This is a genomic window from Pseudomonas sp. c313 (genome assembly GCF_055407145.1).
On record NZ_JBUZRD010000001.1, the window covers coordinates 509,685 to 528,425 of the forward strand.

General features: G+C 59.1%; 24 protein-coding genes and 1 tRNA gene. 12 read left to right on the plus strand and 13 right to left on the minus strand.

Translation table 11 applies throughout. The features are described from left to right. Positions 1–152 precede the first annotated feature (152 nt). Positions 153–695, plus strand: a complete 543-nt coding sequence (locus ACZRKZ_RS02435; RefSeq protein WP_463968313.1) for a helix-turn-helix domain-containing protein — start codon at positions 153–155, stop codon at positions 693–695. A 5-nt stretch (positions 696–700) separates the two neighbouring features. Here ACZRKZ_RS02435 and ACZRKZ_RS02440 read toward each other — a convergent pair whose 3' ends face one another. After that, positions 701–1,717 (minus strand): DUF4917 family protein, encoded by a 1,017-nt coding sequence (locus tag ACZRKZ_RS02440; RefSeq protein WP_463980610.1) that lies wholly within the window; start codon positions 1,715–1,717, stop codon positions 701–703. A 137-nt stretch (positions 1,718–1,854) separates the two neighbouring features. Between ACZRKZ_RS02440 and yiaY the strand changes: the two genes are divergently transcribed. Next, complete coding sequence (gene yiaY / locus ACZRKZ_RS02445) at positions 1,855–3,003, plus strand: L-threonine dehydrogenase (RefSeq protein WP_463980611.1); 1,149 nt, start codon at positions 1,855–1,857, stop codon at positions 3,001–3,003. A 45-nt stretch (positions 3,004–3,048) separates the two neighbouring features. Here the strand turns inward: yiaY and ACZRKZ_RS02450 are convergent, their stop codons facing one another. Beyond that, the gene (locus ACZRKZ_RS02450; RefSeq protein ID WP_463980612.1) at positions 3,049–3,297 is read right to left on the minus strand and encodes a hypothetical protein; all 249 of its coding nucleotides are present in this window, start codon (positions 3,295–3,297) and stop codon (positions 3,049–3,051) included. A gap of 124 nt (positions 3,298–3,421) precedes the next feature. Between ACZRKZ_RS02450 and ACZRKZ_RS02455 the strand changes: the two genes are divergently transcribed. Continuing rightward, the gene (locus tag ACZRKZ_RS02455; protein ID WP_463980613.1) at positions 3,422–4,096 is read left to right on the plus strand and encodes an NAD-dependent epimerase/dehydratase family protein; all 675 of its coding nucleotides are present in this window, start codon (positions 3,422–3,424) and stop codon (positions 4,094–4,096) included. Between the two features lie 51 nt (positions 4,097–4,147). On the opposite strand, the gene ACZRKZ_RS02460 is transcribed toward ACZRKZ_RS02455, so the two are convergent. Next, on the minus strand, positions 4,148–4,633 hold the full coding sequence (locus tag ACZRKZ_RS02460) for a DMT family transporter (protein ID WP_463980614.1): 486 nt from the start codon (positions 4,631–4,633) through the stop codon (positions 4,148–4,150). 77 nt (positions 4,634–4,710) lie between these two features. On the opposite strand from ACZRKZ_RS02460, the gene ACZRKZ_RS02465 reads away from it, so the two are divergent. From ACZRKZ_RS02465 to ACZRKZ_RS02490, 6 genes are all read left to right on the plus strand, one after another. After that, positions 4,711–5,625, plus strand: a complete 915-nt coding sequence (locus ACZRKZ_RS02465; protein WP_463980615.1) for a LysR family transcriptional regulator — start codon at positions 4,711–4,713, stop codon at positions 5,623–5,625. Between the two features lie 66 nt (positions 5,626–5,691). Next, a complete protein-coding gene (locus ACZRKZ_RS02470) occupies positions 5,692–6,330 on the plus strand; it encodes a LysE family translocator (RefSeq protein ID WP_463968319.1) in 639 nt (212 codons plus the stop codon). Positions 6,331–6,430: 100 nt separating this feature from the next. After that, a complete protein-coding gene (locus tag ACZRKZ_RS02475; protein ID WP_463980616.1) occupies positions 6,431–7,789 on the plus strand; it encodes a sensor domain-containing protein in 1,359 nt (452 codons plus the stop codon). Positions 7,790–7,899: 110 nt separating this feature from the next. Further along, positions 7,900–8,427, plus strand: a complete 528-nt coding sequence (locus ACZRKZ_RS02480; RefSeq protein ID WP_463980617.1) for a DUF4142 domain-containing protein — start codon at positions 7,900–7,902, stop codon at positions 8,425–8,427. 123 nt (positions 8,428–8,550) lie between these two features. Continuing rightward, positions 8,551–8,694 (plus strand): hypothetical protein, encoded by a 144-nt coding sequence (locus tag ACZRKZ_RS02485; protein WP_178114527.1) that lies wholly within the window; start codon positions 8,551–8,553, stop codon positions 8,692–8,694. Positions 8,695–8,784: 90 nt separating this feature from the next. Beyond that, positions 8,785–9,615: a GNAT family N-acetyltransferase gene (locus ACZRKZ_RS02490; protein WP_463980618.1), complete on the plus strand. Its 831-nt coding sequence runs from the start codon at positions 8,785–8,787 to the stop codon at positions 9,613–9,615. A 17-nt stretch (positions 9,616–9,632) separates the two neighbouring features. Here ACZRKZ_RS02490 and ACZRKZ_RS02495 read toward each other — a convergent pair whose 3' ends face one another. The 5 genes from ACZRKZ_RS02495 to ACZRKZ_RS02515 form a co-directional block, all read right to left on the minus strand. Beyond that, complete coding sequence (locus ACZRKZ_RS02495) at positions 9,633–10,133, minus strand: methylated-DNA--[protein]-cysteine S-methyltransferase (protein ID WP_463968323.1); 501 nt, start codon at positions 10,131–10,133, stop codon at positions 9,633–9,635. Between the two features lie 102 nt (positions 10,134–10,235). Continuing rightward, on the minus strand, positions 10,236–10,610 hold the full coding sequence (locus ACZRKZ_RS02500; protein ID WP_463980619.1) for a hypothetical protein: 375 nt from the start codon (positions 10,608–10,610) through the stop codon (positions 10,236–10,238). Positions 10,611–10,655: 45 nt separating this feature from the next. Then, a complete protein-coding gene (locus ACZRKZ_RS02505; RefSeq protein ID WP_133099288.1) occupies positions 10,656–11,066 on the minus strand; it encodes a type II toxin-antitoxin system HicB family antitoxin in 411 nt (136 codons plus the stop codon). A gap of 23 nt (positions 11,067–11,089) precedes the next feature. After that, positions 11,090–11,272 (minus strand): type II toxin-antitoxin system HicA family toxin, encoded by a 183-nt coding sequence (locus ACZRKZ_RS02510; protein ID WP_463980620.1) that lies wholly within the window; start codon positions 11,270–11,272, stop codon positions 11,090–11,092. 166 nt (positions 11,273–11,438) lie between these two features. Next, positions 11,439–12,347 (minus strand): LysR family transcriptional regulator, encoded by a 909-nt coding sequence (locus ACZRKZ_RS02515; protein WP_463980621.1) that lies wholly within the window; start codon positions 12,345–12,347, stop codon positions 11,439–11,441. Positions 12,348–12,442: 95 nt separating this feature from the next. On the opposite strand from ACZRKZ_RS02515, the gene ACZRKZ_RS02520 reads away from it, so the two are divergent. Next, complete coding sequence (locus ACZRKZ_RS02520; RefSeq protein WP_463980622.1) at positions 12,443–13,606, plus strand: MFS transporter; 1,164 nt, start codon at positions 12,443–12,445, stop codon at positions 13,604–13,606. A 177-nt stretch (positions 13,607–13,783) separates the two neighbouring features. On the opposite strand, the gene ACZRKZ_RS02525 is transcribed toward ACZRKZ_RS02520, so the two are convergent. From ACZRKZ_RS02525 to ACZRKZ_RS02540, 4 genes are all read right to left on the minus strand, one after another. Next, positions 13,784–13,857: transfer RNA gene (locus tag ACZRKZ_RS02525), tRNA-Gly, on the minus strand. 202 nt (positions 13,858–14,059) lie between these two features. Further along, positions 14,060–14,944, minus strand: coding sequence for an alpha/beta fold hydrolase (locus ACZRKZ_RS02530; protein ID WP_463980623.1), 885 nt, complete (start codon positions 14,942–14,944; stop codon positions 14,060–14,062). 306 nt (positions 14,945–15,250) lie between these two features. Continuing rightward, positions 15,251–15,943: a 16S rRNA pseudouridine(516) synthase gene (locus ACZRKZ_RS02535; protein ID WP_463980624.1), complete on the minus strand. Its 693-nt coding sequence runs from the start codon at positions 15,941–15,943 to the stop codon at positions 15,251–15,253. Continuing rightward, a complete protein-coding gene (locus ACZRKZ_RS02540) occupies positions 15,943–16,155 on the minus strand; it encodes a cysteine-rich CWC family protein (protein ID WP_463980625.1) in 213 nt (70 codons plus the stop codon). The genes ACZRKZ_RS02535 and ACZRKZ_RS02540 overlap by 1 nt, the downstream gene beginning before the upstream one ends. A gap of 413 nt (positions 16,156–16,568) precedes the next feature. On the opposite strand from ACZRKZ_RS02540, the gene ACZRKZ_RS02545 reads away from it, so the two are divergent. Further along, complete coding sequence (locus tag ACZRKZ_RS02545; RefSeq protein WP_463980626.1) at positions 16,569–16,931, plus strand: hypothetical protein; 363 nt, start codon at positions 16,569–16,571, stop codon at positions 16,929–16,931. Positions 16,932–17,093: 162 nt separating this feature from the next. After that, positions 17,094–17,528, plus strand: a complete 435-nt coding sequence (locus tag ACZRKZ_RS02550) for a DUF3757 domain-containing protein (protein WP_463980627.1) — start codon at positions 17,094–17,096, stop codon at positions 17,526–17,528. Between the two features lie 44 nt (positions 17,529–17,572). Here ACZRKZ_RS02550 and ACZRKZ_RS02555 read toward each other — a convergent pair whose 3' ends face one another. Beyond that, on the minus strand, positions 17,573–18,685 hold the full coding sequence (locus ACZRKZ_RS02555; protein ID WP_463968332.1) for an enoyl-CoA hydratase/isomerase family protein: 1,113 nt from the start codon (positions 18,683–18,685) through the stop codon (positions 17,573–17,575). Between the last annotated feature and the right edge of the window lie 56 nt (positions 18,686–18,741).

Below are 18,741 nucleotides of genomic sequence, written 5' to 3' on the forward strand. Positions count from 1 at the left end.
GTCCTTTGGGTGGTTCAATGGACGTCGATTTGCTGGTTCCCGCTGCTCGCAAGGTCGTTGGGTTTGTGCAAATGACACTAAAGATGCTACATGACACTCTGTGTCATAGACAAGTAATAATCATCGTCTCCTGGCTGGATTAATCGCTGCGCATGTCTATCCGTTTGAAATTACTTAGAAAAAAACTGGGTGTAACCCTGGAGACCCTGGCCGAAAAAACGGGGATGACCAAAAGTTACCTGTCCAAAGTCGAACGCGGCCTCAACACCCCGTCGATTGCCGCTGCCCTGAAACTGGCCAAGGCCTTGAACGTGAAGGTCGAGGAGCTGTTCAGCGAAGACAACGTCAGCCTCGACAGCTACAGCCTGGTGCGCAGCCACGAACGTCAGCCGCTGTCCGGCACCGAGGCGTCCCCCGGTTACGCGGTGTTGGCCCATCAGGTCAGCGAGCGTAGCCTGTTGCCGTTCATCATTTATCCGCCGGCGGAGTTTTCCGACAAGACCTTCAAGGAGCATCTGGGGGAGGAGTTTCTGTTTGTTCATGAAGGCCGGGTTGAAGTGGACTTCATGACTGAACGAGTGATTCTGGAGCGTGGCGATGCGCTGCATTTCAATGCGCAAAAGCCCCACCGAATCAGGTCGGTGGGGGACGTTCAGGCGCAGTTGTTGGTGGTGGTTCACAGTATCGAAGAATGATCCGATCAGCGCTCGACCGGCACCGACAGCGCCGGATCGCCAAGCGCATGCGTGCGCGCATCAAAAAACCGCAGCTCCACCGCCATCCCCTCAAACAGCTCTGCATAACGCCGTTTCTGCTGCTGGATAAACCCTGCGCTGCGGCCAAACACCGAAATCGCCAGGGTCTTGACCTTCGACTGTCGGATCGCCTGCACCAGATGTGAGTCCTGCTGGCCCAGGTGATGACCGAAGATGCACAGTGCGCCGGTGTGGCTCAACAGCTGCTCGTAGCAAAACGACAGGTAATCCGAACTGCGGATGGTCTTGAGCTTGTCCTCAACCTTGCCCTCGCTGACAAACAGCGGCACATCGTCCAGGGTCTTGATCGTATTGTTGATAGCAAAACTGCTGAGCAAGGTGCTGTCGGTGGACGGCAATTTGCGTGCGGTGCCATCGAGGTTGCGCACCAGATGCAGGCCGCCGTGCAGGTACAGAATGCGTGTAGCGTCGGTGGCGGTATTGCGCAGGTCGAAGCTGGCATCGGCGCTGCGAAACAGGTCGTCGATGCCCGGGGTTTGCAGGATTGCCCAGTAGTTGAGCAAATCGTAGTTGCTGGCAAACACCGTTTGATAACTGGCCAGTTCCTGGTTGATTATCGCCAGCGTCGACGGCTGCACCAGGCGCCATGGAATGTGTACGCCATGGATGGTGTTGATCAACGCTTCCTTGATCGCATAGTAACGATTGCGCGGCGCGGCGGAGCTGACCGCCAGGGCCTTGTTGACCCGGCTGGTGGTTTTCAGCGCGCCCAGCACCTGCTCGAAACTACGGGTCTGCATTGCGTCGAACACGCTCAGTTCGGACTGGCTTAGGGGCTTTTCTTCCACTGTGCGGGCGTTTTCGAACAGCGAGTCGTAGGCGAAATCTTCCCACACCGCGCGACTGGCGCCGTTGCCGATCAGAATCCCGGTGAAGGCGGTGGTGCTGCGCAGGGCGTTCCAGTCTTCAAGCTGGACGTCAAAATCCTGGGAATCCTTCATTGCGGCGGGTCTACTCAAAAACGGCTGGACGGCGACTTTATCACGGGCTGGCGTTGATCCCGGTCAAGATGTCGCAGGTGGGCGCGGTTGATGCTGTAGGTATTGACACCCTCGTCACCGTCTCAAGAGGATTCGCCATGAGCAGTACTTTCTTCATCCCTGCCGTCAACATCATTGGCATCGACTGCCTCGACGAAGCCATGGCCGCCATCCGTAACTACGGTTTTCGCAAAGCGCTGATCGTCACCGACGCCGGCCTTGCCAAGGCGGGCGTGGCCAGCATGATCGCCGAGAAGCTGGCGATGCAGGACATCGACTCGGTGATCTACGACGGCGCCAAGCCCAACCCCAATGTCGACAATGTCGAAAAAGGCCTGGCGCTGCTGCAACTGAGCAAGTGTGATTTTGTGGTTTCGCTGGGCGGTGGCTCGCCCCATGACTGCGCCAAGGGTATTGCCCTGTGCGCCACCAACGGCGGGCACATCGGCGATTACGAAGGCGTCGATCAGTCGAGCAAGCCGCAACTGCCACTGGTAGCCATCAACACCACCGCCGGCACCGCCAGCGAAATGACCCGTTTTTGCATCATCACCGACGAAACCCGCCACATAAAAATGGCCATCGTTGACCGCAACGTCACACCGCTGCTGTCGGTCAACGACCCGGCGCTGATGGTCGCCATGCCCAAGGACTTGACTGCCGCCACCGGTATGGACGCGCTGACCCACGCCATTGAAGCCTACGTCTCCACTGCAGCAACGCCGATCACCGACGCCTGCGCGATCAAGGCCATCGAACTGATCAGCGCCAACCTGCGCCTGGCCGTACGTGATGGCAGCGACATGGCCGCGCGGGAAAACATGGCCTATGCGCAGTTCCTCGCGGGCATGGCCTTCAACAACGCATCCCTTGGCTTCGTCCACGCCATGGCCCACCAGTTGGGCGGTCTGTACGACTTGCCTCACGGCGTGTGCAATGCGGTGCTGCTGCCCCATGTGCAAATCTTCAACGCCAGCGTCAGTGCCCAGCGCTTGAGCGATGTCGGTCGCGCCCTCGGTGCCGACCTCAAGGGCACCACCCCGGAAGAGGGCGCCCAGGCCGCTATTGCCGCCATTCGCAGCTTGTCCCGGGACGTGGATATTCCCGCTGGCTTGCGCGAGCTAGGGGCCAAGTTGCAGGACATCCCGCTGTTGGCCACCAATGCCCTCAAGGACGCCTGCGGCCTGACCAACCCACGGCGTGCGGATCAGCGCCAGATTGAAGAGATTTTCCGTAGCGCGTTTTGATAGAGGCAGTTTCAAGCTGCAAGCGTCAAGCTTCAAGTGGTTGCTTTACTTGAGGCTTGACGCGTGTGGTTTACCGCTGCGCCTGCGGCCAGCACTACGTAAAGTACCGCCAACGGCCAAGCCTGCTGACTCGCCAGCAGGCTGGCGAACAGACTGCCCAGTAATATCATCGTGCTGCCGCACATCACCAACGCCATCCCCCGTGCCATCACCGACACGCCCCAAGTGCTGAACCAACCATAAAGACAGGAAGGCCGCGCTGCGAGCGATTGCCAGGGTAGTGGTGCTTTTCAAGGGGCAAAAATTCCTTTTGGCGGTAAGCTTCAAATCACACGCTACAAGTTGATCGGTTTTTCGTCTCTTACTGCTTCTAACTTGCAGCTTGAAGCTTACCGCTTGTCGCTAAGGAACCACCCTTATGAGAGTTCTGTTATTCGGTGCCACCGGTATGGTCGGCCAGGGCGTGTTGCGTGAATGCTTGTTGGCCAGCGACGTGCAGGAAGTGGTGGCGGTCGGCCGTACGTCGCTGATCCAGGAACACGGCAAGCTGCATCAAGTGCTGCATGCCGATATGTTCGACTTCCAGCCCCTTGAGCATCTGCTGCAAGGCTTTGATGCTTGCCTGTTTTGCCTGGGGGTGTCTTCCGTGGGCATGGACGAAGCCACCTACACGCGCCAGACCTATGATCTGACCCTGGTAGCCGCCAGCACCCTGGCCCGGCTCAATCCACACATGACCTTTGTCTACGTGTCCGGTGCCGGCACCGATAGCAGCGAGACAGGCAAGGTGATGTGGGGGCGGATCAAGGGCAAGACCGAGAATGCCTTGCTGCGCCTGCCGTTCAAGGCGGTGTATCTGTTTCGTCCGGGGATCATTCAGCCGTTGCATGGCGTGCGTTCGAAAACCCCGTTCTACCAATCGGTCTACAACGTGATTGGCCCATTGCTGTCGCTGATTCGCCGCGTGCGCCCGGCCTGGGTGGTGAGCACCGAGACCGTGGGTCGGGCAATGTTGGCGGTTGTTCGCCATGGCGCGCCACAAGCGGTGATCGAACCCAAGGACATCAATCGCCTGGCCGCCGAGCGCGCCTGATGCTGCAAATGCCGGTGAAACCTTGCTGCACCATAGTCGGTAGATGCCTCATCAAGCGGCTGCCAACGATTTAACCGGCACTGCGCTGAACTGAATCAACGCCACCCCACCCAGCAACATCAGCACCCCGATTAACCGGGGCGCTGTCAGTTGCCGCTCCACCAAACCGAACAGGCCAAAGTGATCCAGCAGCAACGAGGCGAGGATTTGCCCGGCCATTGCCAGGGCGATAAATCCAGATGCGCCCAGCTTGGGCAACAGCATCAGCGCCAGGGAAATAAAACATACGCCGAACGCGCCACCGGTCCACATCCACAGCGGTGCCTTGGTGATGAAGCCCAGGCTGGGCAACGGCAAGCGCAGGGCCAGGATCACCGGCAGCAGCACGGCGATGCTGACCAGCAGCGATGCCAGCGTCGCCCATAATGGATGCCCCAGCCCACGTCCCAGGTTGGCATTGATCGCGCTTTGAAACGGCACCACCGCCCCGGCAATCACCGCCAACAGCAACAAACCCAGCCAATGCAACGTCGTCATGAAGATTCTCCCAAAGGTTTCACTGGACTCTAAACTATTCGTCGCGCAAATTTAAATTCCAAGTTCTTATGCAGAACATGCACATAATGAATAGCCTTCGTCGCATCGACCTCAACCTGCTGGTGATCCTCGACGCCTTGCTCAGCGAGCAACACGTGACCCGTGCCGCCGAACGCCTGCACCTGAGCCAGCCAGCGGTAAGCCACGCGCTGGCGCGGTTGCGCGAAGTGCTGGGAGACCCGCTACTGGTGCGTCAGGGTGGCGGCCTGGTGCCCACCGCCCGCGCCCTTGAGTTGGCCGCGCCTTTGGCCGAAGCGCTGGCCCAGGTGCAATCGCTGCTGGCACCGAACCTTTTTGACCCGGCCTCGGCCAAGCGCACCTTTCGCCTGGCCATGTCGGACTACGGCGCAGCGATCCTGCTGCCGGGGTTGGTGCGCACCTTGCGTCGGGCAGCGCCCGGCATCGACCTGTTGATCATCCATGCCAGCCGCGAAGGTATGTTGGACGGCGTGCTCAACGGCGAGATCGACCTGGCGGCTGGGGTCTTTCCCGACTTGCCTGCTGAACTGCGCAGCACGCCCTTGTTCGAAGAGCATTACGCCTGTCTGGTGGACCGCAATAGCCTGCCGGAAGATGGCGTGCTCGACTTGCCCACCTACCTGGCACGCCCCCATGTGCTGCTGGAAATGCGCGGCAGTGGCACCCCGGAAATCGAACGGGCACTGACCGCCATCCGCGAACGTCGGCATGTCGCCATCAGCCTGCCTCACTGGAGTGTTGCGCCGCAGCTGATCGAAGGTACGGACCTGATTCTCACCGTGTCGTCTCGTGGCTTGCTTACTATCGATCAGCAAAAGCTTCTAGTTGTGCCGCCGCCGTTTCACATTCCGTCCTTTGAGTTTGTGCTGGCGTGGCACAAGCGGCGGGGCGGGGATACGGCGTTGCAGTGGTTGAATGAGCAGGTACGGGGAATGAAGTTTTACCCTGACTAACATTGCAGTGCCTTGCAGATTGTGCAGAATCAACCGGCCACCTTTTTTTGTCAGAGCATGTTACCCATGACCCCATCGTTGCTGTTTGCTGTTATCGCCTCGGGCTTTATTTATGGCATCACCCCAGGCCCCGGCGTGCTGGCAGTGTTCGGCATTGGTGCGGCCCGTGGCCGTCGCGCCGGTGCCGGGTTTTTATGCGGGCACTTGCTGGGTGACGTGGTGTGGTGCAGCACCGCGTTGATCGCCATCGTTGGTGCGCGGGAAATCGGCAGCAGCGCCTTTGATGTGTTGGGCGTGCTTAGCGCTCTCTATCTGTTCTGGCTGGGTGTGCGCGCCATCCGCACCCGTCGCAGCAGCGAGGAAACGCCCCAAGGCGCGGCGCGGCAACCGTTCTGGCACGGCATTCTGTTCGGCCTGACTAACCCCAAGGCCTACCCGGTGGCCGTGGCGACTTTTACCGCGCTGCTCTCCAGCCGCGCAGAGTTGCTCACCTGGTCGATGCTGCCGTGGCTGATCTTGCTAAGTTTTGTCGGCGGCCTCGTCGCTTACGCTATCCTCATTGGCATTGTCGGTGCCCGCCAGGTACGCGCGGTGTACCAGCGCCATGAGGTGATGATCACCCGTTTGTGCGGCGTGATGTTTATCGGTTTTGCCGTCAACGCCCTGGCTCACGCGTTGCCGGGCCTGTTGGGCAACAAGACGTAAGGGCGTTGCACGGAACAACCGCTTCACGGGTCGGCACCGCAGACGCCTGACCGGCCCATGGATTTTTTCAACGCTGGCATCGCACGGTTCCCCTATCTTGATGGAAACCAGAAACGCTGCACCGCTAGCCAGTTACATCGACCTGCTGCTGGACGCCGTTTGTGCGGTCGATGTGGACGGTCGCTTCGTTTTTGTCAGCGCAGCCTGTGAGCGCATTTTCGGCTATACCCCCGAAGAGCTTGTGGGACGGTCGATGATCGAACTGGTGTATCCCGCCGATCGGGCGCGCACCCTGGAGGCTGCGCGCGAGATCATGGCCGGCCAGGCCAAGCCCAGCTTCGAGAACCGCTATGTGCGCAAGGACGGTTCAGTGGTGTACATCATGTGGTCGGCGCGTTGGTCCGAAGTTGATCAACTGCGCATCGCCGTCGCCCGTGACGTCACTGAGCGCAAGCTGGCGCAATCCAAGCAGGCGGCGCTGTATGCCATTTCCGAAGCGGCCCATGGTGCCGAGGACTTGCTGACCCTGTTCAAGCGCATCCACCAGATTCTCGGTGAATGGTTGCCCGCCTCGAATTTTTCCGTGGCCTTGTACAACGAGGTCGAGGATGAGTTGAGCTTTCCCTATCACGTCGATGACCGTGAACCGCAGCCACAACTGCCTGGCACCGCTACGGGCAGTATCTGCGCCGAAGTGATCCGCAGTGGCCAGCCGCTGTTGCTGACACCCGGCAACCATGGGGCTCTGACGGACGTCCTGAAGGCGTTCAGCGGTCATGAGACGACATGCTGGCTGGGTGTGCCCCTTAACGCCCTGACCGGGACCGTCGGCGTGTTGCTCGTCAAAAGCGCGCCAGGGGATGCCCGCTACACTAAACAGGACCAGGAATTGCTGCAATACGTCTGCGCTCAGGTCACGGCGGCCATCGAGCGCAAGTTGTTGTTGGCTCGCTTGCAACACATGGCGCAATACGACCAACTGACCCACCTGCCCAATCGCGCCTTGCTCCATGAACGCCTGCACAGCGCTCTGGCCCGTGCCCGCCGGGAAGGCGGCCGCCTGGCGCTGTTGTATGTCGACCTTGATCACTTCAAACAGGTCAATGACACGTTTGGCCACGGCATTGGTGACTTGTTGCTGCAGGAAGTCGCTCATCGCCTGACGGCCTGTGTCCGGGAAACCGACACCGTGGCGCGGATCGGCGGCGATGAATTTGTGATCCTGCTGGACAGCGTCCAACGACCCGAAGACGCGGCTGTCGTCGCAGCCAATGTGGAGCGTTCGCTGCTACCTGCGTTGAACCTGGAAGGCCACTGCCTGACCATTCAAGCGAGCATCGGCGTTGCCCTGTACCCGGAGCACGGCACCGAGGAAAAACCGTTGTTCAAACATGCCGATGAGGCCATGTACGGCGTCAAGCGGGCGCGTCGAAGCGAGGTGATGACGCCACAGGTTTGATGACCGTTCGTCGCACCGAAAAGTTTTTTCTAAACCTTTGCCGCCCTGAAAATTCAGATTCAAGGCGGGGCTCGTTCCCCGGCACTTATTATTACCTGGAGGAACTCATCATGAGCCGCATGGCTATCCGGTTACGCACCGCCAGTTTCGCGATGCTGCTGGGCCTCGGCGCCAGCAATGCTTTCGCCCAGTCGACTGCCGATTTCATCGAGCAGGCTTCGGCCAAGGGTATGGCCGATATCGAAACCAGTCGCATGGCCCACGCCAAGACCTCGTCCAAGGAAATCAAGGATTACACCATCGAGGTCATCAACGAACGTACCCTGGCCAATCAGCACCTGGCGGCCATCGCCAAGAAGCTCGACTTGCCGGTGGCGCCTCGGGACAAGATCGTCGACAAGGCCGAAACCCTGATGCCCGACCTCAAGGATGGCGACTCCTTCGACGCTGCCTACACCGCCCAGCAGGTCAAGGCCAATGAAGACGCCATCGCGCTGTTCAAGCAGGAAGGCGCGGCGTCCGATGTTCCGGAAATAAAGGCCCTGGTCGATGAGACCCTGCCCACGCTGGAAACTCGCCTGGAAAAAGCCCGGGCGCTGGCTTCGACCTATGGCAAGAGCCGCCGAGGCGCAGGTTGATTGTTGCGGCATCGTTATTGACGCTGAAATGAAAAACGGCGGTGTGCAGCTACTGTTGAGGCTGACAGTGTTGCTTTCGCCGATGGTCGCTACTGCTTCAATCCCTCTACAGGAAGCGCAATCATGAACATCATCCGTAGCGTGTGTCTGGCCTGTTGTGTGTTTGCCCTGCAAGGTTGTTTTGACAGTTCGAACAACGAAACCCAGGACAACACCAGTGGCAGCAAATCATCGGTAAAAATGCAGGACTCGAAGGCGGATAAGTAGACCTTGGCGTTTTTCTCCAGGAATTTTCGGAGAGTGCTTACGGTGCAGTGACGGCGTGGCCGCAAGACTGGGCTTTTGCCGGACTTGCCCATGGATACGACAGTCGACTCCACCGTCATCGCGCTCTACCACCAGACCGAAGACTATTATTTCACCTCGACCTGCCCGTTGCACCGGCGCCTCAATGCCTGTGTGAGCGTCTATTTTTCCGACGAATACATCAATGAATGGAACCTGTTGTTTATCCGGGTAGGCAGTTCCCATCCCGGTGATGCCGTGGCCGCTTCTCTGGAGCTGATCCGCACGACTGCGTTGCCAATACGGATGGTGGTTCATCAGGACAAGGTCCAGGCGCTGCACAGCACCCTAGCGGGGCTGGACTTTATTGCTGCCGAAAGCAGCACGGCCATGGTTCTGGATTTATCGGTGTTTACATCGACATCAACCATGGACAGCCATCTGCACATCAACCAGACCCACAACCTCAATGACTGGTCCGGCCCAGTGGCCAGCGCGTTCGGGATGCTAGCCGAAGGCATGGCCCATTATCAGGCCCGGCATCAGGTTGCCATCGACAGTGGCAAGTTTCTCTACCACTTCATCCTGTCTGTGCAGGGAAGGACCGTCTGCTCACTGACCCTGTCGATGTGCGATGAGCTGGCCCGACTGAACGATATTGGCACTGAGGTCGATTGTCGTGGCAAAGGCTACGCGACGCAGTTGATCAACGCTGCGCTGGCACATGCTGCGATCCTGGGTGCGCGCTGGTGTTTCCTCGAAGCGTCGACTCAAGGCCTGCCGCTCTACCGCAAGCTCGGCTTCTCGCCGCTGTTCGACTATCAGGCTTTTGTACGCGGGCCTTTGCTTGCGCCGACTACATCCGCTAGCACTGGGCACCCTGGCGAAACTGCTGTGGGCTGACGCCGATCAGGTTGGGATCAGACGGCGATTTCCGTTTGATCTTCCCCCTCAAGGCTCAGCAAATATTGCTTGGCTTCAAGCCCACCGGCAAATCCTGTCAGCCCCCCGGATGCGCCAATCACACGATGGCACGGCGCAACAATCGAGATTGGATTTCGGCCATTGGCCGCGCCCACTGCACGCACGGCTTTTGGATTGCCGATCTGCAAGGCGATCTGGCTGTAGCTGCGGGTTTCGCCGAAGGGGATGGTCAGCAAGGCCTGCCAGACTTTTTTCTGAAAGTCAGTGCCGGCGAAGTCCAGTTCCAGCTCGAAATGGTTACGGGTACCGGCGAAGTATTCCTTCAACTGCCGCTGCGCTTCCAGCAACACCGGGCTGTCGTTGGCCTCCTGCAACGGGCCCAGGCGTACGCGATTGGCACGTTCGTTTTCCCACAGGATGGCGGCGAGTTTCCCGCTGCGGGCGACAAGGGTCAGTTGGCCGACGGGAGAAGGCATGAGTGTGTATTCATAAGACATGGGCTGACTCCTTGCTGGGCAGGTGTGAAAGGGTACGACGCCACTGTAGATTTGCGAGCCCATGGGGAAACTACGTTTCTTGCGGTTAAATTCGCGAAAGGCTTAAAAGCTCCAGTAAATCCAGTTGGAGTAAATGGGGTACCAGTAGAGCCAGGCAATGTAATAGAGACCTTTGAGTACCGAGGGCGTGCCCATGGCAATCAACGAGATAAGGTTGAGTAAGGCCATTGCCCCAGCGAAAGCCGCCAGCCACCGGCCAGCATTACGTACGGCAAACCAGCAGCCATAAAAGGACGATGCGATAGCAGTCAGGCTCATGGCTATAGCCAGGAAAAACGGCAGTTTTACCAACGTCAGCAACAGTGGGAGCAGCACCACCAAGCCCACTACCTTCCTGATTACAGGTCCTGAACTACGTTGGTTTGGAGAGCGCATTGCGGTTGTTCCTGATTCAGCGTTTGAACGACTGACGATCATTGTGGCCTGAGCCCGCCGCTGCATTTAGAGTTTGCTTAACTGCATTCACCGGTCTTGTTGCAACACTTTGAGTGCCGCTGAAGCGAGAAAGCCCGAGCGGCTTTTTTCTTCGGGGTGGTGCAGCACGTATTCATCAATACGGTTCAGCAGATAACCGGGTAGGGTGATGTTGAGCTTCTGCGCCTTGCCCAGGTACTTGGTGACATCAATGTCCACTACCGCCCAGGTGCAGCCGGCGTACTGCGGGTTGGCTGCGTGCAGGGTCACCTTCTGTGCATTGGGAATCGGCGAGCCGTCCTCCGCGAGGATCTCGAAGTGGCCTTCGATGGCTTCCCGGGCCATGGCCATGGCGTCGTCCAGGTCATCGCCGGCGGAGAAGCAGCCAGGGATGTCCGGGACTTCAACGCCCCAGGCGTGGTCTTGGTCACCGGTTGAAATTGCAATCGGGTACAGCATATTCGTTGTTCTCCAGGGATGGTTTAACTGAGCAGAGCTTGTTTCAAAATGCTCTTCGCGGTCTTGTCCAGCAGGTCTTTCTTGGGATGAGGAATCGTTACCAGTCCAGACTTCGTTGGATGCTTGAAATGGTGATGACTACCTCTGATCCGCACCAGGTACCAGCCGTCCGCGACGATATGACCTATCAAATATCGGCTGTCCACATCACCTCCTTGTGGTGTGTTAGTGGTGACTATAACCACTGCTAATAAATTATCAACACTCTACCTACCAACGGTCGATAACCGATGTTTCCGTGGGCGGTGCATGCAGTGTAAGAGTGCGCGGGGACGCCGCTGGAGAGAGTTATTGCGAGTTTTTGCAGGTGGCTCAGACGTGTTGGCGCGCCAGTAACACTTCATCAATCACCGTCATGAACGCCTCGACCAACAGGCTACGCCCTTGCATACGTGTAAGCACCAGCAGTTGCGCGCAAGCATCAGGATCTGTCAGTGGCCGATAGGTCACACCTTTGCTCATCAAACTTTGGGTGCACTCAGGCACCAGCGCGACCCCTTGTCCGGCGGCCACCAAGGCAATGATAGAGGTGATTTGCCGCCCAGACGGGCCTGTGCGCAGCGGCAAACCATTGCATCGGTAGAGTTGTTCGATGGACTGGTTAAGCCCCGAGCCGTAATCGTCGGGGAACAGAATCAACGGGTACGTGCTGAGTTGCGTCAGGCTGATCTGCGCCTGGCTGGCCAGCGGGTTGTCGCTGGAGACGGCGGCAACCAGCGGCTCCTCACCAAGAGACAGCGCCTGTACCTCGGTTTGCCCGCTTTGCGGCAATAACCGGCTCAGGCCGATATCCAGGCGACCGTCGGTTATTTGCGAGCCCATGCTACCGGACGCGCATTCCACCAGCGTCAACTGTACATCGGGAAAGCGTAGGGCAAAGGCCTGGATGGTCTGGCTGAACAAGTCCGAGAGGGCGATCGAACTGACGTAACCCAGCGCCAATTGCCCGGCGGAACCTGCGGCCAGCTTGCCGGCGATGACTTCGGCCAGGTCGACCTGCTCCAGGACAGCGCGGGCATAAGGCAAGAAGGAGCGACCCTGAGCGGTAAGGGAAACCGTGCGGCTGGTGCGATCAAATAGACGAAAACCCAGTTCAGTCTCCAGTGCCGAAATCTGTCGGGTCAACGGCGGCTGGGCCAGGTGCAGGCGCAGGGCGGCGCGACCGAAGTGCAATTCTTCGGCGACGGTCAGAAAGTAACGCAGCTTGCGTAGGTCGAGCATCCTGGCCCCTGGGTATTGATCGGTCGGAAATCGGTATTGGTCTTCATCGCGTCGCGCATTTTATAAAGTCTTCTCAAAATAGAACGAGAGGTTTCATGAAACCGCGCCTGCATTGTGCCCGTCTTGCCTTGTTCCTGTGTGGCTGCGCGGCTTTTCTCAACCTCTATGCAACCCAGAGCATTCTCCAGAGCTTTGCATTGGATTTTCAGGTGAGCGCCAAAGAGGCTGGCTGGAGCATTACCGTTACCACCTTGGCCGTGGCAATTACCGCACCGTTTGTCAGCCGCTTCACCGGTAGGTTTGAGCAACGCACAGTGATCGTCGTCGCAGCGTTGCTGTTGGCGGTGCCGTCGCTGATGACGGCCTATGTCGATAGCTTTGCCGAATTGCTGGTGTGGCGGTTTATCGAGGGGATGTTGATCCCGGTGGTATTCGCCATCAGCGTCGCCTACATCGGCGACCGCTGGAGCGGCGGCACCGTTACCGAAGTCACCAGCCTCTACGTGGCCGGGACCGTGCTGGGTGGTTTTGCCGGGCGCTTCGTGACCGGGGTAATGACCGAGTACGTAGGCTGGCGCGAAGCCTTCGAACTGCTGGCGGTGCTGAGCCTGGTGGTGGGCGGTTTTATCCAGTTCCTGTTACCGGCCAATCCGACCCGAGCCGTGCGAGTTGCGGCCATCCGTGCAGGCGTCTTCACCAAGCCGCTATTGGCCGCCTACGCCGTAGGCTTTTGTGTGCTGTTCTCTCAAGTGGCGACGTTTACCTACGCCGGCCTGTACCTCAGCCAACCGCCGTTCAACCTGGGCCCTGCGGCGCTGGGCACCATTTACATGGTGTTCCTGCTGGCACTGGTGGTGATCCCCATCGCCGGCCGCCTGAGCAAATCCCGCCCGCAATCCGAATTGCTGACGGTTGCTGCAGTGCTCGGCATCAGCGGCTCGGCCCTCACCTTGTTGCCTTCTCTGTGGAGCATCGTGTTGGGTCTGGCCCTGAGTTCCACCGGCGTATTCCTCGCCCAGGCCGCCGCCAGCGCATTCACCACCGCTACCGCACGACAGAACAAGGCCGGCGCTGTGGGGGTTTACCTGACCTGCTATTACCTGGGCGGCAGCTTCGGCGCCATCGCTCCGGCGATCATCTGGGGGCATTGGGGCTGGACCGGCTGCGTGGCGCTGATCATCGGTTTCCAACTGCTGTCAGTGTCGATCGCCCGGGTCGGCTGGAAGCCCGTCAGATTCCAAGCGATCAAAATGAAATGACCTTAAGTGCCCCCGATATAGTTGGAAAAGGGGAGGGATTTATTTACCCGTCACTGACGACGTCAAAAACTCAAGCCTCCAAATTTCACCTATAAAAAAACCGGCCACCAAGAGCCGGTTTTTTATGTCTCTACATCTCCCGTCAAAACCATCCTGACGCGAGACCAAAAATCTAAGTGGAGCGGGTGGCGGGAATCGAACCCGCGTGATCAGCTTGGGAAGCTGGAGTAATACCATTATACGACACCCGCTCAGAGCGGCTGACTTTGTACCAGATGTGCGCGTGGATTTGAAGTTTTTCTTTGGGGAATGTGCGGTTTACGATTTGTCGCCGGGCCGTCGGGCAGGCCGTTTGTAGGGGCGAGCTTGCTCGCGATGCACCCAATAGCGCTGCATTTATTCAGCAAACGCGCGGTATTGTTGGTGATCATCGCGAGCCAGCTCGCTCCACGTTCAAATGGCAAACGCATGGTGTGTCTGGCCCTGGTGATACCGAAGGCGATTCGGTTGCTGCTCCGGTTTGAGGAAGCTCATCAACGCCAGGCGACTGTCATTGCACGCCGCCTTGTGCTCCATATCCAGAAAATGCCCGGTGGCCTGGATGGTGCCGAAGCTGCTGTTGGCAATGTGCTGCGAGAACAACTTCGCATCCTGCGCACTGGTGTACTCGTCCCATTCCCCATTGAGGAACAACACCGGAATGTTGATCTGTTTGGCGGACTTGAGGTAGCACAGGCGGTCGCTGTTGAGGACGTGGCTCATGTGGTAGTGCATTTGCCCGTATTCGTGTTCGGCCAGGGTGCTGACGTGGCGGTAGTTGAAGCGTTTGAACAGGCTGGGCAGGTGTTTGCCGATGGTGCTGTTGACGAGGTGGCCGACGCTGTGGCGGTCGAGGTTGCCGAGGTAGCCGACGCCGCGTTCCAGGTAGTCGTGCATGGGGGCGTTGATCACTGGGGAGAACGAGCTGATCACGGCCTTTTCTACCCGGCGGGGGCGCTGGGCGAGGGCGACGAGGGTGGCGGCGCCGCCCCAGGAGAAGGACAGCACATGCTCTGCGGCGAAATGGTCGATGAGTTCCAGGAGGATCTGGCCTTCGACTTCTTTCGTCAGCATTTGCTCGTGGCGGTTGTGGGCTTTGGAGCGACCGGCGTAGGGCTGGTCGTACAGAACGACGTTGAATTGCGGGTGCAGGCTTTTCACGGTTTGGGCGAAGGATGCGGTGGTGGCCATGGAGCCGTTGACCAGGATGATGGTCTTTTCAGCAGCATCCGCGCGATAGAACTCCGTGTAAACCCGATACTGACCCTGTATATCCAGCACAGCGATTTCTGGCCTCATGTCGTAAGACTCCTGGCAAGCGGGTAGTGCGCACAGATAACTCTGCACGAGCTTTGTGACAGGTAGGCATACGCCTGAAAAAAGTGAGGGCCCATGTCGATCCGCTGATGCTGGCCGACGGGTATTGTTATGGCGGGCAATTTGCCGAAGATGCCCGCAGATCAAGCCGTGCGGGCGGGCAAAGTGTTTCTTGGAGGTTTGGGTGACTCGCCGGTCATATTGCGGCTGGCGTTTTGATTCAAGCAGGATAGGGGCCATGTCGCAAGTTGAGGGCATGGTTTTTTGCCATCAACGGCTGAACGGTCATCAGACCTGCTTTATTTCGTCGTTCGTCAGCGGGCGATACTGGCCTGGGGCGAGGTTTTCATCCAATACCAGCGGCCCCATGCGTTCGCGGTGCAGGCGCGTCACCTTGTTGTCGAAGTGCCCGAACATGCGTTTGACCTGGTGATAACGCCCCTCAATGATGCTCAGGCGCGCACTTCTGGGGCTCAATATCACCAAATCCGCCGGTTGGGTGGTGAGGTCTTCGAAGGCGAAGTACAGGCCGGCCATAAAGGTTGTCGCGTATTGCGGGCCAATCTCCTGTTCGGTCTCGACGTAGTAGACCTTGGGCAGTTTGGTTTGCGGCTGGGTGAGGCGCCGCGACCACTGGCCATCGTTGGTGATCAGCAAGAGGCCTGTGGTGTTGAAGTCCAGGCGACCGGCGATGTGCAACTCGCCTATGTCCGGTTCATCCAGCAAGTCGAGCACGGTGGGGTGTTGCGGGTCCGACGTGGCGCTGACGCAGCCCGGCGGTTTGTACAACATGAAGTAGCGCGCCGGTTTACCCGCCTGGAGGATGTCATCGTCGCACTCCACGCGGCTGAACTCGCGCACGTCGTGATGGGGATCGCTGACTACTTGGCCGTCGACTTTAATCCGCCGTTCTACCAGCAGCAGGCGCACCTGTTGGCGATTGAAGCGGGGCAGGCTGCTGAGGAAACGGTCGACACGCATTACGGCTGCTCGGCCTCACGCAACTGTTCGTCGACCTGGGCACAACGCGGGCAGAGGCAGGCCTTGTTGCGCAGCTCGTTGGGCAGCGCTTCAAGCACCGCGGGGTCGATACTGACGCTGTAGCACCAGCACGCCTGGTCGGCGGTACGCGGGTCGGCCAGGGCGCAATCGTTGCGGGCGCCGCAGGCCGGGCAAAGTGTTGGAATGGTCATCGGTCGGTTCAGGCTGTAGCGGATAAGTCCCGGCGGAACCCGGTGTGCCTTGCACGATACAGCGCCGAACCTTTGCAAGCTACCCAGGCTGGTCAGTCGCGCTCCACCATCACTCGTGCCCGGCACCACTTACACCTGCCAGAGATTGCCGGCGATATGGTTGTCGATGCTGTGTTGGTTATCCTGCAAGGGTGTGTCTTCGCACAGCGGTGCCGCGAACGTGTGATGACTCCTGCACGCAAGAGGTAGGGCGCGAGGTTGCACTGCAATGAGGTGATCGTTAGATGTATCAATCTATGTCCGGATCGCACCAGATTCGCTTTTTGATGTCAGATATTTCGTCATTCGGTGAAAGCTGATTGTCGCTCCCCAGCGTCGCTGGTGTGTGCTCTTCCGCGGTCCAGGAGGCCGCCATGTATCGTCGACTGCTCCTTATCGCTTTGCTCGGTTTGACCCTTTCTGCTTGCGCGCCCTATTACGATGGAGGAGGTCGCAGTTACTACCGCTCGGAAGTTTATACCTCGCCGGCGCCCGTCTATTACTACGGCGGCGGCCCGTCCTATCAGTACCGGCGCGACTACTATGCACCGCCGCCGCGTTACTACCCGGCGCCGCGTTATTACCAGCCTGCGCCCCATTACTACCCGGCAGGGCCGAGGGCTGGCTACCGGCCGTACCCCAATCGGGGCGGTGGGGATCACTGGGGCAACGGCGGCCGTGGCCGGGGAGACGGTCGTGGTTCGAATCATGGCGGCGGGCGCGGCGGGCACCGTTAATCAGACTTTCCTTAAAACGGCGCGTAATGCGCCGTTTTTTTGTGGGTGACCGCCTGTCGCCACTGTCATATTTCACAGCTACCTTATATGCCTCGCTTGTACTCCACTGAGGACCACGGCACTGCGTCTTGCCGCACTCAACGTGGGTTAACGGAACGGCATATGACTATCCGCGTACTCTTTTTGCTCTTTCTAGGGTTTTCCTCCATTGCCCACGCGGCTGCGGAGCGAGGTTGCCCCTATCCGTCTTCGGTCAAATACCGTGATGGCTACTTTCAAGGAACGGGCACCGACAGCCCCTGGAGAGGTTCAAGCGTGAAGGCCGGGGATTTCCTGGACACGTTTTCCGGCGCTGTCTTTATCCCCAGCGAGGGGCACGAGCGCAAACAGGGCTATCTGGAGAAATGCATCTACACGGCGGGAAGTGGTCGCTCAGTTGCCTTGAGGTACTGGGCACCTGATGGCCCTTTGAGTATGTCGCTGACCGATACCAGTCACTGGCGCCTTGCCACCGGCTCTTTTGATCAAGAGGTCTATCTGTGCGATGACAGCCAGCCGGACAATTGTTCGTTCATCATCGATAACCCCAGACACTGACAACCCACGGTAAATCCTCGATTCGCCGTGTCGATGTAAACCTGTCAGTAGTCAGATAAATCCGCCAGCGGATGCCGTCCTTCCCACACCTTGTGAAAGTGCGCCTCCACCACCGCCTCGGGAATGGCGTTGATATCTGGCCAATGCCAGCGCGGCTGCTGATCCTTGTCGATCAACCGGGCCCGCACCCCTTCGCTGAACTCCGGATGCCGGCAGCAATTGAGGCTCATGGTGTATTCCATCTGGAACACCTGGGCCAGGGAAAGATGCCGGGCGCGCAGGATCTGCTCCCACACCAGGTGCGCAGTCAGCGGGCAGCCGTCGCTCAGGGTCTTGCCGGCGCGGCTGAACAGCGGGTCTGCGTGCTCGCGCAGTTGACTCAAGGCACGCCACGCGCAGCGCACGTCACCCACATCCAGCCATTCGTCGATCTGCGACCGACGCGGCAGCCATTGCGCCTCGGGTAGTTGGCTTGCGGCTTCCTGGGCCATGGCCTTGAGCAGGCTGTTGAGTTGCATCGCCGTCTGCTCCTGCCAGTTCAGTTGCAGCAGGCCGTCGAGCAATTCGTCCTGTTGTTCATCGAGCAGGAAGCGGTCGGCGAGACCCAAGTCCAGGGCATCGCGGCCATTCATATGGGCACCGGTCAAGCCCAGGAACAGTCCCAGCTTGCCGGGCAGACGTGAGAGGAACCAGCTGGCGCCGACATCCGGGTACAGACCGATGCTGATTTCCGGCATCGCCAGGCGGCTGCTCGGGGTGACGATGCGCACGGACGCGCTTTGCAGCAGGCCCATGCCACCGCCGAGCACATAGCCATGGCCCCAGCAGATCAGCGGTTTTGGGTAGGTATGCAGGCGATAGTCGAGGCGGTATTCGGCCGCAAAGAACTGCGCGGCCAGAGGCGGTACTTCACCGGGATGTTCACGGCATGCCTGCACCAGGCTTCGCACTTCGCCACCTGCGCAAAACGCCTTGGGTCCGTTACCGCGCAGCAGCACACAGACAATTTGCGGGTCCTTGGCCCAGGTGTCCAGGCGTTCGCCGAGGGCCAGGATCATGGGTAAGGAGAGGGCGTTGAGGGACTTTTCAGCATCCAGGCTGGCGATGGCGATGCGGGCGCCGTCGGTGCCGGTCAGCTCTTCGAAGTGCAGGTTCATCGTGACCTCAATCCATAAATTGAACGTTGAGTATGATCCCTTCATGGGAAAGTGCC

Bases quoted from the DNA above. Each gene is read 5' to 3' on its own strand.
- ACZRKZ_RS02435 (WP_463968313.1), top strand. From the start codon at position 153: ATGTCTATCCGTTTGAAATTACTTAGAAAAAAACTGGGTGTAACCCTG.
- ACZRKZ_RS02440 (WP_463980610.1), bottom strand. From the start codon at position 1,717: ATGAAGGATTCCCAGGATTTTGACGTCCAGCTTGAAGACTGGAACGCC.
- yiaY (WP_463980611.1), top strand. From the start codon at position 1,855: ATGAGCAGTACTTTCTTCATCCCTGCCGTCAACATCATTGGCATCGAC.
- ACZRKZ_RS02455 (WP_463980613.1), top strand. From the start codon at position 3,422: ATGAGAGTTCTGTTATTCGGTGCCACCGGTATGGTCGGCCAGGGCGTG.
- ACZRKZ_RS02460 (WP_463980614.1), bottom strand. From the start codon at position 4,633: ATGACGACGTTGCATTGGCTGGGTTTGTTGCTGTTGGCGGTGATTGCC.
- ACZRKZ_RS02465 (WP_463980615.1), top strand. From the start codon at position 4,711: ATGCACATAATGAATAGCCTTCGTCGCATCGACCTCAACCTGCTGGTG.
- ACZRKZ_RS02470 (WP_463968319.1), top strand. From the start codon at position 5,692: ATGACCCCATCGTTGCTGTTTGCTGTTATCGCCTCGGGCTTTATTTAT.
- ACZRKZ_RS02475 (WP_463980616.1), top strand. From the start codon at position 6,431: ATGGAAACCAGAAACGCTGCACCGCTAGCCAGTTACATCGACCTGCTG.
- ACZRKZ_RS02480 (WP_463980617.1), top strand. From the start codon at position 7,900: ATGAGCCGCATGGCTATCCGGTTACGCACCGCCAGTTTCGCGATGCTG.
- ACZRKZ_RS02485 (WP_178114527.1), top strand. From the start codon at position 8,551: ATGAACATCATCCGTAGCGTGTGTCTGGCCTGTTGTGTGTTTGCCCTG.
- ACZRKZ_RS02490 (WP_463980618.1), top strand. From the start codon at position 8,785: ATGGATACGACAGTCGACTCCACCGTCATCGCGCTCTACCACCAGACC.
- ACZRKZ_RS02495 (WP_463968323.1), bottom strand. From the start codon at position 10,133: ATGTCTTATGAATACACACTCATGCCTTCTCCCGTCGGCCAACTGACC.
- ACZRKZ_RS02500 (WP_463980619.1), bottom strand. From the start codon at position 10,610: ATGATCGTCAGTCGTTCAAACGCTGAATCAGGAACAACCGCAATGCGC.
- ACZRKZ_RS02505 (WP_133099288.1), bottom strand. From the start codon at position 11,066: ATGCTGTACCCGATTGCAATTTCAACCGGTGACCAAGACCACGCCTGG.
- ACZRKZ_RS02515 (WP_463980621.1), bottom strand. From the start codon at position 12,347: ATGCTCGACCTACGCAAGCTGCGTTACTTTCTGACCGTCGCCGAAGAA.
- ACZRKZ_RS02520 (WP_463980622.1), top strand. From the start codon at position 12,443: ATGAAACCGCGCCTGCATTGTGCCCGTCTTGCCTTGTTCCTGTGTGGC.
- ACZRKZ_RS02530 (WP_463980623.1), bottom strand. From the start codon at position 14,944: ATGAGGCCAGAAATCGCTGTGCTGGATATACAGGGTCAGTATCGGGTT.
- ACZRKZ_RS02535 (WP_463980624.1), bottom strand. From the start codon at position 15,943: ATGCGTGTCGACCGTTTCCTCAGCAGCCTGCCCCGCTTCAATCGCCAA.
- ACZRKZ_RS02540 (WP_463980625.1), bottom strand. From the start codon at position 16,155: ATGACCATTCCAACACTTTGCCCGGCCTGCGGCGCCCGCAACGATTGC.
- ACZRKZ_RS02545 (WP_463980626.1), top strand. From the start codon at position 16,569: ATGTATCGTCGACTGCTCCTTATCGCTTTGCTCGGTTTGACCCTTTCT.
- ACZRKZ_RS02550 (WP_463980627.1), top strand. From the start codon at position 17,094: ATGACTATCCGCGTACTCTTTTTGCTCTTTCTAGGGTTTTCCTCCATT.
- ACZRKZ_RS02555 (WP_463968332.1), bottom strand. From the start codon at position 18,685: ATGAACCTGCACTTCGAAGAGCTGACCGGCACCGACGGCGCCCGCATC.